We start from the raw sequence: 11,150 nt of genomic DNA on the forward strand, positions 1-11,150 counted from the left end.
TGGCTGACAGAGGAGGAAATAGCATGTCCGTTGACAGACTGAAACGCGATCTGCTTAACAAGCTGATCAACGCCCGAATCGACCTTGCCGCATACCTGCAGTTGAGGAAGGCAAAAGGGTATATGTCAGTCAGCGAAAGCGAACATCTGCGTGATAATTTCTTTGAACTTTGCAATTTCATGCGTGAAAAAGCACCCATCCTGAAAGCGGAATACGCTGAAAGTGAGCTGATTGCTCTGCGTCGAGCCGCTGAGGTGCTCTCCATTGCAGGGGTATGTTTGATGACCGGACGCCACGACTGCCCGACGTTTATAGCCGTCAACGCGGAGAAGCTCGAACACTGCCTGACTACGATCTCTCTTTGCATCATGTGTCTGAACGAGCACGCGACGCTTGAACAGCACTAAGCCCGGGGGAGGCAACTCCCCCTTCTGATGACATGTTATCTGTATGTTCTGACCGATGAGACGGACGGGTCGCGGTTGAAAATGAGCCCGTCCGGCGGTGCGTAATCAGCTTACCGGGATCATCACAGCATGACGATACGCCGGACGCTCGCTAAGCTGGCGGAGCCAGCGCTCAAGATGCGGACGTGGCGTCCACGTCAGGCCCATGTTGGTCAGGTTCCAGACGAAGGGCGCAACAGCAATATCCCCCACGCCAAATGTCTCACCCGAGAACCACGTGTGCTTCGCCAGTTCGTTGTCCATCATTGCGAAAAGGGCTTCACAGGCATCTTGTGCGGCATGGATAGCGGGATAGTCGCGTTCGGCTTCCGGCGTTCTGACTAACCCCATCAGGATCACACGGTGAGTGGGAGAGAGCGTCTGGTTTGCCCAGTCCATCCACTTTTCACCCTGAGCACGCTGCACCGGGCTTTCCACCCACAAACGCCCCTGGCCGTACTGAGCCGCGAGATAACGCACAATGGTGTTGGACTCCCATAGCGTAGCGTTGGTCTCTTCATCGCGCAGCAATGGCACCAGACCGTTTGGGTTCATGGCCAGATACTCCGCCTCTTTGTTGACCCCAAACTGCATGCCCGCCATCACCTGCTTAAACGGTAAATCCAGCTCTTCCAGCGTCCAGAGCACCTTTTTAACGTTGGTCGAATTGTTCCTGCCCCACAGCGTAATCATATTAACTCCCGAAATAGTCAAACAACCTGAGATGTGAATCAGAGCCAGCGATTTGTCATGGTGAGATAAACCTAACAATTACGCAACAGAAGACAAAAAAATCGTTCGAATCAAAGCGTATCCGAATGTTATTGCATAAACTTTAAAAACTTTACCTGGTTTAGGTTTCTTTAACCGTTTTAGTGCGCTATTACTCATCGCTTCTTGCGATACGGTGATGTGACATAATTATTTGAATGGATACTCGGGTGGCATTTATGACGCGAAAATTGACTTCTCTGCGCAGCCTGGCGGCAGGCTCTGCGCTCCTTTTCCTGTTTGCACCAACTCTTTATGCGGCTGAGCAGGCTGCGCCTGAAGCGCCGCCGGTTGATGCGCGCGCCTGGATCCTGATGGATTATTCCAGCGGAAAAGTGCTGGCGGAAGGCAATGCCGACGAACAGCTTGACCCGGCCAGTCTGACCAAAATAATGACCAGCTATGTGGTCGGCCAGGCGTTAAAAGCGGGCAAGATCAAGCTTGAGGATATGGTTACCATCGGAAAAGATGCCTGGGCGACCGGCAACCCTGCACTGCGTGGGTCGTCTGTGATGTTCCTGAAGCCCGGGGATCAGGTTTCCGTCTCAGATTTGAATAAAGGGGTGATTATCCAGTCGGGTAACGATGCCTGTATTGCGCTGGCGGATTATGTCGCGGGCAGCCAGGACTCGTTTATCGGCCTGATGAACGGCTACGCGCAAAAGCTGGGTCTGAACAAAACCACCTTTAAAACGGTTCACGGCCTCGATGCACCGGGCCAGTTCAGCACCGCGCGCGATATGGCGTTGCTCGGGAAGGCGCTGATCCACGACGTGCCGGATGAATATGCCATCCATAAAGAGAAAGAGTTCACCTTCAATAAGATCCGCCAGCCTAACCGTAACCGCCTGCTGTGGAGCAGTAACATCAACGTTGACGGGATGAAGACCGGCACCACGGCCGGTGCGGGTTACAACCTGGTGGCTTCCGCGACTCAGGGCGATATGCGCCTGATTTCGGTGGTACTGGGGACGAAGACTGACCGCATTCGTTTTAACGAATCGGAAAAACTGCTGACCTGGGGCTTCCGCTTCTTTGAAACCGTGACGCCAATTAAACCGGATGCCACGTTTGTCAGCCAGCGCGTGTGGTTTGGTGACAAGAGCGAGGTTAATCTGGGGGCCGGTGAGGGCGGTTCGGTAACCATTCCGCGCGGCCAGCTGAAAAACCTGAAAGCCAGCTACACCCTGACCGAGAGCCAGCTTACCGCGCCGCTGAAAAAAGGCCAGGTGGTCGGGACGATTGACTTCCAGCTTAACGGCAAATCGATTGAGCAGCGTCCGCTGATTGTGATGGAAGCGGTAGAAGAGGGCGGCTTCTTCAGCCGGATGTGGGATTTCGTGATGATGAAATTCCACACGTGGTTTGGGAGTTGGTTCTAAGCTTTTTGTCGGGTGACGGCCTGCATTCTTTTCCCCCTCTCCCTGTGGGAGGGGGGATCAGGCCGCACCGTACGACTCAATACATCAACTTAATCTGCTGTGCCTTCGCGTGTGCCACGATCTCTTCATCTGGTCGGCAATCACTCACGATGGCGTTAAAGCCCGACAGTTCACCCATTCTTGCCGCACGTACTTTGCCAAACTTACTGTGATCGACCACCAGGACATGGTACTGCGCCGCGTTTAACGCCCAGCGCTTCACCGGCAACTCTTCCAGATTAAAGCAGGTTGCGCCCTGACGGACATTCACTCCCGCCGCAGAATAAAAAGCGATATCCGGGCATAAATTGCTGAGCGTGTCCTGCAGATTCAGGGGTTTGAAAATCGCATTGCTGGCGTGGAACTCTCCGCCGCAGAGGATCACCCGACACTCGGGTTTTTCCTGCAGCGCCAGGAAGGTGTTCAGTGAATAGCACACGGCAGTAAAAGGGATGCTGCTGTCGATTGCTTCAATGATCCACGGCGTGGTGGTTCCGCAGTCAAAAAACAGCGTCTGGTGGGGCTGTACCAGTGAAGCGGCAAGCCGCGCGGCTTTGCGTTTCTCTTCAACCAGGCGCGTTTTTTGATCGCTTATCAGATAATGGCTGGCGCTACGCGGCTCCAGCACAATATACCCACCCAGCAAAACGACGGGGGCACTCTCGCTGTTCAGGTCACGACGAATGGTCATCTCAGAGACGCCGAGCAGGGTTGCAGCTTCTTTGAGGTGCAGTTTATCACTGCGCTTCAGCGCCTGTAGCAGCTGAGCTATGCGGTCATCGCGTCGTGTTTCCATAGATCCTCGGGCTGAAAAAGTGAACCCCCGCAGGGCGGGGGCTCAAGTGTAACCTGTCGGACTGGGGTTAGTCACGCACCCAGCCTTTGCGGATCGGGATGGCAAACAGGACGTGATAAACCCGGGACAGCCCGCGGTAGAGCACCTGACCAACGAGACTCCACAGGATCGCCGCGCTTACGCAGCCAATCAGCCCCACGAGGAAGCCACCCACCATATCCAGTGGCCAGTGGACGCCCAGGTAAACACGAGACCAGGCGATTGCCGCTGCAACCACCATCAGCAGTGCGCCAGACCACAGGCGATGCCAGAACAGGAATGCCAGCGCGAAGGTGAAGATCACCGTGCCGTGATCGCTCGGGAAGGAATCATCCGGCGCATGGTGCAGGAAGGTATAGCCTGCGTGAGCGACGAAAGGACGATCGTGCGGGAACAGATGTCCCAGCATAAAGCTCACCAGCACGCTCACGACGAGTGCCATCCCGACCTTGATAACCAACTGACGTCGTGCGGTCACCTGGTCGCGTGGACCCCACAGCCAGAGAATAGCGGCCAGGACAGGAACAATGCTGATCAGATCCTTTGCAAAAAAAGTGGCTGTATCGATCATCCACTCCGGTGACGCCGGGGTGGCGTTGATCAGATAAAACAGCCCGTAATTCAAATGCTCTAACATAGTGTCATTACCCTTTAGCAAACCGGGTGGATACCAGTCCGTAGACCACCACCTGGGAAAACCAGACCCACCACCCAGCCCACAGGTTGTGAGAGAAGAAATGTGCCCCGCGCATGACCTGCCCGTAACCCATTGCCAGCCCTAACACCACGCCCAGGGCGACAAAGCACCAGGCCAGACGTGGACGATCGCGCCAGAAAGCAAAAAACAAGCCCATCACCATAAAGCCGCTGGAGGCATGACCACCGGGGAAGCAGCGCCCAGGACCACTGTCTGCCGGAGCCGCGCTGAACAGAGGGTAAGAGACGGCCTTACCGCCATACTCCACCAGATCCCACGGGCAGCTGTGATGGCTAATACTTTTCAGCGCACCAACCACCAGCGCACCAAGCCCCATCAACAGCGCACCCGTCACCAGCTTTGCGTTGCGTTTGTAAGCGCCGTATAACAACGCCACTGCGCCCAACGCGATGGCGATGTACTTCGCCATCCGGTGGTTCAGCAGATCCAGCAGATGGTTTTTCTGCAGTGGAAAACTCTGGGTTGCCGCGTCATACCAAAAGCCGGTGATCCATTTATCGAGCGTTTCATCGCGAGATAGCCAGGTAAACAGCACGGCGAGGGCGATCAGCACGAAAAGCTGATAACCATAAAATCGAGCGGGTAAACGGTAAAGTTGTGTTGTCTTAATTGTTGGTAACTTAGACAATTCTGAACGGCTGGAGGTCTGTGCCATAATTTTGATCGGTGACATGAAATGGAGTTATCATAATAGTGTCAACTTAAGGAAACCTTAAACAAAGACGATATAAGCTTTATTTCTGTTTCTTCTCGATAACTTACTATTTCAGACTGCGGCAATTCATTACACTCGCCGCGATTTTTCACCATAAAGAGATTGCATGTTAAACCGTTCTTCTTCCGGTACGCGTCTGGGTCGTCAGGCGTTACTTTTCCCTCTGTGTCTGGTGCTCTACGAATTCTCTACCTATATCGGCAACGATATGATCCAGCCGGGTATGCTGGCCGTTGTGGAACAGTACAACGCAGGGATTGAGTGGGTGCCAACGTCGATGACCGCCTATCTGGCTGGCGGTATGTTTTTGCAGTGGCTGTTAGGCCCGCTGTCGGATCGTATTGGCCGTCGCCCGGTAATGTTAACGGGTGTGGTATGGTTTATCGTGACCTGCCTCGCCACGCTGCTGGCGCAAAACATTGAACAATTTACCCTGCTGCGCTTCCTGCAGGGGGTGAGCCTGTGCTTCATCGGTGCTGTGGGATACGCCGCGATCCAGGAGTCATTTGAAGAGGCGATGTGTATCAAAATTACCGCGCTGATGGCGAATGTGGCGCTAATTGCCCCGCTGCTGGGGCCGCTGGTGGGAGCCGCGTGGATACATGTTGCGCCGTGGGAAGGGATGTTTGTGCTGTTTGCCGCATTTGCCGCCATCGCTTTCTTTGGCCTGCACCGCGCGATGCCGGAAACGGCTACCCGGCTGGGTGAAACGCTGTCGCTCAAAGAGCTGGGGCGTGATTACAAATTGGTGCTGAAAAACGTTCGCTTTGTTGCGGGAGCACTGGCGCTGGGGTTCGTCAGCCTGCCGTTGCTGGCATGGATTGCCCAGTCTCCGGTGATTATCATCAGCGGCGAGAAGCTCAGCAGTTACGAGTACGGCATGTTGCAGGTACCGATTTTTGGTGCGCTGATAATTGGTAACCTGACGCTGGCTCGTCTGACGTCTCGTCGTACCGTGCGTTCGCTGATTATTATGGGCGGCTGGCCGATTGTGGCAGGGCTGATTATGGCGGCCGTTGCTACAGTGGCATCGTCGCATGCTTACCTGTGGATGACGGCGGGGCTGAGTGTTTATGCCTTTGGTATTGGCCTGGCGAACGCCGGGCTGGTGCGTCTGACGCTGTTTGCCAGTGATATGAGTAAAGGTACCGTGTCTGCGGCGATGGGGATGTTGCAGATGTTGATTTTCACCGTCGGTATCGAGGTGAGCAAGCACGCTTACGCGATGGGCGGCAATGGGCTGTTCAGCCTGTTCAACCTTGCCAATGGTGTGCTGTGGCTGGGGCTGATGGTGGTGTTCCTGAAAGATAAACGCGTCGGGAATGCGCTACAGCCATAAGTTTTTGTTCCCTCTCCCTGTGGGAGAGGGAACCAGACCGCACAGCGTCAATGAAATGGCGCTTCCCCGTTCAACACCTTCTCGATCACAGCCAGTACACCTTCGTCATTATTGTGCGGTGCTTCAAAGCGGGCGGCTGCTTTAATATGCGGCCGGGCATTGGCCATCGCAAAGCTGAACCCTGACTGATGCAACATCTCCACGTCGTTGCCGCTGTCGCCAAAGGCCACCACTTCGCGGTCGTCAATCCCCCAGCGTTTCTGCAAAATTCGCAGCCCGTTGGCTTTATGCACGCCGGGGATAATCAGGTCGATGCTGCCGTGGCCAGTAGTGACGGGCACCATGATGTCGTTGAGCTTTTCATGCAGCATTGCCTGAATGCGCGGAATGTCATCGTCAGAGACGTTAAGCCCGAATTTGAAGAAAATATCGTTCAGGTTGTCGAAATCATTCACCATTTCGAGGCGATGATAGTACTTCGCTGCGATGTCTTTGAAGACCTCGTCATACTCTTTCAGGGTGTAAGCACTGCCTTTCCCGCAGGCGATAATCTCTATGCCGGGGACACCGCTTAGCACGGTGGCGACGGTGTTGAAGTGGTCTTTCGACAGTTCGCCGTTAAAGACATCTTCCCCGGCGCTGACTACCCAACCGCCGTTTTCGGCGACAAACGCAATTTCATGCGCGATCTCCGGGAAAAACGAAATCAGCTGGTAATACTGGTTACCGCTGGCGACCACAAAGCGAATACCTTGTTCCTTCATGCGCGCATACTGCGCCAGAAAACGCTCGCGATTATAGGTCTTCGCGTCGCTCAGAAAGGTGCCATCCATGTCGACTGCAATCAGTTTAACGCTCATATCCCTTCTCCAGTGTCGTCTGTTCTGTTTCCGGTTTTGCCACTGCGCGCGCCACCAGCGCTGCAATAACCACTAACCCTAACACCACCAGCATGGCGCTGCGCAACCCGTAGTGCTCACCGAGGAAGCCGAGCAACGGAGGGCCCACCAGGAAGGCGAGATAGCCCGTGGTGGCGACCACGCTGACGCGCGTCGGGGCATCCGGGCCGGTATCGCTGGCGGCAGAAATGGTGAGCGGGAAGCCCAGTGAGGCACCCAGTCCCCACAGGATCACCGAGACTCCGGCAATCCAGTCCACATCGACAAAGATGATCATCGCGATGCCTAACCCACCGAGCAGGGCGCTGGCACGTACTACCGTGACGCGGCTGTAGCGGTCGATAAACCAGCCGCCGGTAAAGCGTCCGACGGTCATCCCCAGCGTAAACCCGGCGTAGATAAGCGAGCCGGACGTTGGGCTAAACCCGTGTCCGTCCACCATCAGCAGTGGCAGCCAGTCGTTGGCAGAGCCTTCGGCAAAGGCCATTGCCAGCACCACCACGCCAATCAGCATCAGCTGAATGTCGCGGTAGAACGGCAGCCCTTTTTGTACCGTTTTTTGTTCGTCAGAGGAGTTCTTACCCGTGCCGTCAGGAATGGCTCTGATGCCGGTCAGGATCGGCACAATACAGACCAGCGCCGCCAGTAAAATGTGCAGATTCGCGGCAATACCCAATGCCGTCAGCGCCATCCCCACACCTGCGCCCGCCAGCGTGCCGAGGCTGTAAAAACCGTGCATCATCGGCAGCACCGTCTTGTTCATCTCGCGTTCTACGGCAGCGCCTTCAACGTTGATGGAAACTTCTGCCGCACCGAAGCTACCACCAAATACCGTCAGCCCCAGGGCAAACAGAACCGGTGAGGCGAACCACAGGGCCACGCTCAGCACCAGCATCCCGGCGACTGCACAGCACATCGTGGTGCGGATCACCGTACGCGTACCAAAGCGCTTCACCAGCCATGCAGAGCAGAGAATGCCGCTCATGGAGCCTATCGACAGGCCAAACAGCACAATGCCCATCTCTGCCGTTGAGACGGACAAAATATCGCGGATTGCCGGGGTGCGTGTCGCCCAGGAGGCCATCAGTAGCCCTGGGATAAAGAAGAACATAAACAGCGCCCACATACGCAGCTGAAGGGCTTTACGGGGTGAGGTCTGAATCATCGGGGTAAACACCAGAAGTACAACAATAGCGACAACACTAGCAAGTTTGTGTACATTTGTACATAAACCACGTGAGGATTTTATGAGCAGACCACCGAACGACCCCCATCGCCGGGAAAAGATCCTGCAGGCGACCCTGGACACCATTGCTGAGCACGGTATTCATGCCGTCACGCACCGGAAAATCGCCAGTTGCGCGGGGGTGCCGTTGGGGTCGATGACCTACTATTTTGACGGTATGGAATCGCTGCTTGAAGAGGCTTTTACGTGGTTTACCCGCCAGATGTCAAAGCAGTACCGGGATTTTTTCTCGGGTGTGAACGGCCCGGTAATGGCGTGTGAATCGATCACGACCCTGATCTACAGCTCGCAGGTCACCACGCCGCACAATATGGCGCTGATGTACCAGCTGTATGCCTTTATGCACCGCAGCGCGGCGCTTAAAACGGTGATGCAGGACTGGATGAAGATGAGCCAGACAACCCTTGAGCAGTGGTTCGAGCCTGCCACCGCCCGCGCGCTGGACGCGTTTATTGAAGGGATGACGCTGCACTTTGTGACGGACAGGCAGCCCTTATCGCGGGAGGAGATCCGCGCGATGGTAGGGCGGATTGCAGGAGAAAGCGGCGGTTAGAGAGTGGTCGCGCCAGCCGTCATGTTCACGGTTGTTCCCGTCATGGCGTTTGCTGAATCGGACGCCAGAAACACGATGGTGCTCGCCACCTGCGCCAGCGTGGGCAGGCGTTTAAGCATTGTGCCTTGTGCCGCGCCGCCTAAAAACTGATCCACGGTAGTTCCCAGCTCCTGCGCCTTAATGGCAAACAGTTCACCCACATAAGAACCCGCCTGAACCGCGTCGGCAATCGCATGCGAACGTATGCACAGTACACGAATATTTTTTGGCCCTAACTCAGCGGCAAGCGCCCGGGTAAAGGCTTCAGTGCCCGCGCACCCGATAATATGCCCGGGATGGCCCGGCATCGCCATATTTGCGGCAGGCGCAACGACGGTGATCATTGTTCCGGCATGCTCGCCACCCATACGGGGCGAGACAGCTTTGGTAATGTTGAAGTACGCGGTCAGAAAGGGATCGAACCCCTGCCTGAATTCAGCCAGCGTTAACGCTTCGATGCATTTGCCCTGATCGTGCATAAAGCCAGTGGCATTCACGGCAATATCAATGTGGGCAAGATCCGGCAGTGGTGAGGATTCGTCGAGGGTGTTGAAGATCAGGGTACTGGCTGAACCGCCAGCGGCGCGAATACGGTCAGCCACACGATCCAGTCTGGTTTGAGTGCGGGCAGCAAGCCAGACATGTGCGCCTTCACGTGCCAGGGCATATGCAGCAGCGCTGCCGATAGCACCGCTGCCACCAAAAATGACGGCGGTTTTGTTTTTGAGCTGCATAGTGGCACATCCTCACCCAATGAATGTGATCAAAATTATGGGCAGGAACGGGATTGATGCAAATATGCCTGGCGACTGGATGACACTGCCCTGCGCATATTGGCAGGGCAATCAAGGTATTACTGTCCTGAGTTTTTTTCCCTGGATGCATCACTTCAGAAGGTCGACACAGACGCGTAACCACAATCGGGCGGTATTGCTTAATCAGAACGGACAGGCATTGTGCGTCAGGCTTGACGGGGGAAAAGTTGATCTGTCGCCAGCGCTTATGGATTGCAGCACATATGAGCAAGTGTCTCGATGCTGCCAGCAGCGATCTGTTCGTGACTGATGACGTGAAGCCCGAACAAATTCGTCAACCAACGCAGGAGCCATCCGGAACACCGGAGCGAAAGCGGACACGCTGAACGGGAAATACTCCCCAGTGATTGGCAAGTAAATAATCACAAATCAAAGCCCGCGCAAGCGGGTTTTTTATGCCTTCTATCTCATGCCGGGTTCGATGCCAGGCTGGTCAATTTACGTGACTGCACCATACGCCACCAGTGACGCTATACCGTGTTCAGCATCTCCTTATAAAGCATCAATCAAAACAGATCGCGCCAACAGCGAGGCGCTGGGCGCGTCACTGCATGGCAAAAATAATCTTTCTCAGACAAAAATCGCACTACACCGCACCCGCCTGCGGTTTTTGGATCGTAGAAATTTTTCAGTTTTATTTTTCTACAAATCTGACTGCCAGCCAGCGCCATTACTGGCGGTTTAGCGGAAATCCCAAACTGAAAAGATTGAAAAGTATTTCATTTTTTTTCAGTTTCAAATATCGGTAGGGGAGTTTGTGGTGTTGATAACTTATTGATAAGTAATGTTATTATTAATTTTGCGTGCATGTATGAGGATCAAAGCTCAATGTGTGTTCAATCCTGAAAGAATGAAAATACAGTGCTGGAAAGGGCTGGCGGCGCATCCTTAGAATTTAAAAAAATGAAAAAGAACGGCGGCTTGTGTTGTATATATAAACAGGAATTGGTTTGAAAACTGTACCAATAACGCGAAAGTTTCGAAATTGGGAATAGATGCCTATTGCCGATAAGCGGTTCGCAGACGAGAAGAAGGCATGGCAGGAAATTAGTAACTATTGGCAAAGTGTTCTATCAAGCTGTAAATGGTAAAGATGGTGCATAAATCATTCTGCGGGGTTTGTGACTTTCAAAAATGTAAGTACTATAGTTCGTCAGATACTTGTATCAGGTAAGGTGATTATATGGATTTAAATCAATTATTTAATTCAATAGAAAGAACTATGCTAGGGAAGGTGCGAATAAGCAGGTCATTTCTTCCCAAGCTGACTCGCTGATTAAAATTTCGCGGATCTGGGCCGATTTTTTTCCCGCAAACACATCGAATCAGCCTATTTAGGCTATTTTTTCCACC

General features: G+C 54.0%; 11 protein-coding genes and 1 pseudogene. 5 read left to right on the forward strand and 7 right to left on the reverse strand.

Annotation, left to right across the window (positions count from 1 at the left end; translation table 11 throughout):
* The first annotated feature begins 23 nt into the window (after positions 1-23).
* Entirely contained in the window at positions 24-407 is a 384-nt protein-coding gene (gene bssR / locus ACHHZ6_RS14135) for a biofilm formation regulator BssR (RefSeq protein ID WP_182274261.1), read from the forward strand.
* 105 nt (positions 408-512) lie between these two features.
* Here bssR and ACHHZ6_RS14140 read toward each other — a convergent pair whose 3' ends face one another.
* Positions 513-1,139, reverse strand: coding sequence for a glutathione S-transferase family protein (locus tag ACHHZ6_RS14140; protein WP_182919678.1), 627 nt, complete (start codon positions 1,137-1,139; stop codon positions 513-515).
* A 257-nt stretch (positions 1,140-1,396) separates the two neighbouring features.
* On the opposite strand from ACHHZ6_RS14140, the gene dacC reads away from it, so the two are divergent.
* Complete coding sequence (gene dacC / locus ACHHZ6_RS14145; protein WP_182274263.1) at positions 1,397-2,599, forward strand: serine-type D-Ala-D-Ala carboxypeptidase; 1,203 nt, start codon at positions 1,397-1,399, stop codon at positions 2,597-2,599.
* Between the two features lie 76 nt (positions 2,600-2,675).
* On the opposite strand, the gene deoR is transcribed toward dacC, so the two are convergent.
* The 3 genes from deoR to ACHHZ6_RS14160 all read right to left on the reverse strand — a co-directional run bounded on the left by deoR (position 2,676) and on the right by ACHHZ6_RS14160 (position 4,846).
* Positions 2,676-3,434, reverse strand: a complete 759-nt coding sequence (deoR, locus tag ACHHZ6_RS14150; protein WP_182919680.1) for a DNA-binding transcriptional repressor DeoR — start codon at positions 3,432-3,434, stop codon at positions 2,676-2,678.
* A 67-nt stretch (positions 3,435-3,501) separates the two neighbouring features.
* Positions 3,502-4,110 carry an undecaprenyl-diphosphate phosphatase gene (ybjG, locus tag ACHHZ6_RS14155; protein WP_182274265.1) on the reverse strand — a complete coding sequence of 203 codons (609 nt, stop codon included), beginning with the start codon at positions 4,108-4,110 and terminating at the stop codon, positions 3,502-3,504.
* A 7-nt stretch (positions 4,111-4,117) separates the two neighbouring features.
* Entirely contained in the window at positions 4,118-4,846 is a 729-nt protein-coding gene (locus ACHHZ6_RS14160; RefSeq protein WP_182274647.1) for a phosphatase PAP2 family protein, read from the reverse strand.
* 166 nt (positions 4,847-5,012) lie between these two features.
* Here ACHHZ6_RS14160 and ACHHZ6_RS14165 point away from each other — a divergent pair, with 166 nt between their 5' ends.
* On the forward strand, positions 5,013-6,245 hold the full coding sequence (locus tag ACHHZ6_RS14165) for an MFS transporter (protein WP_182274266.1): 1,233 nt from the start codon (positions 5,013-5,015) through the stop codon (positions 6,243-6,245).
* Positions 6,246-6,292: 47 nt separating this feature from the next.
* On the opposite strand, the gene ACHHZ6_RS14170 is transcribed toward ACHHZ6_RS14165, so the two are convergent.
* Positions 6,293-7,105: a Cof-type HAD-IIB family hydrolase gene (locus ACHHZ6_RS14170; RefSeq protein WP_182919681.1), complete on the reverse strand. Its 813-nt coding sequence runs from the start codon at positions 7,103-7,105 to the stop codon at positions 6,293-6,295.
* Complete coding sequence (locus tag ACHHZ6_RS14175) at positions 7,095-8,309, reverse strand: MFS transporter (RefSeq protein WP_182274268.1); 1,215 nt, start codon at positions 8,307-8,309, stop codon at positions 7,095-7,097. Before ACHHZ6_RS14175 ends, ACHHZ6_RS14170 begins: the two co-directional genes overlap by 11 nt.
* 82 nt (positions 8,310-8,391) lie before the next feature.
* On the opposite strand from ACHHZ6_RS14175, the gene ACHHZ6_RS14180 reads away from it, so the two are divergent.
* A complete protein-coding gene (locus ACHHZ6_RS14180) occupies positions 8,392-8,943 on the forward strand; it encodes a TetR/AcrR family transcriptional regulator (protein WP_182274269.1) in 552 nt (183 codons plus the stop codon).
* Here the strand turns inward: ACHHZ6_RS14180 and ACHHZ6_RS14185 are convergent.
* Positions 8,940-9,716, reverse strand: a complete 777-nt coding sequence (locus ACHHZ6_RS14185) for an SDR family NAD(P)-dependent oxidoreductase (protein WP_395122452.1) — start codon at positions 9,714-9,716, stop codon at positions 8,940-8,942. The genes ACHHZ6_RS14180 and ACHHZ6_RS14185 overlap by 4 nt on opposite strands.
* Positions 9,717-9,988: 272 nt before the next feature.
* Here ACHHZ6_RS14185 and ACHHZ6_RS14190 point away from each other — a divergent pair.
* A pseudogene (locus tag ACHHZ6_RS14190) lies at positions 9,989-10,075 on the forward strand (hypothetical protein); the annotation flags it as partial.
* Positions 10,076-11,150: the final 1,075 nt, after the last annotated feature.

Origin of the sequence: Enterobacter cloacae complex sp. 2024EL-00214 (assembly GCF_043945575.1) — a bacterium.
GTDB lineage: Bacteria > Pseudomonadota > Gammaproteobacteria > Enterobacterales > Enterobacteriaceae > Enterobacter > Enterobacter cloacae_P.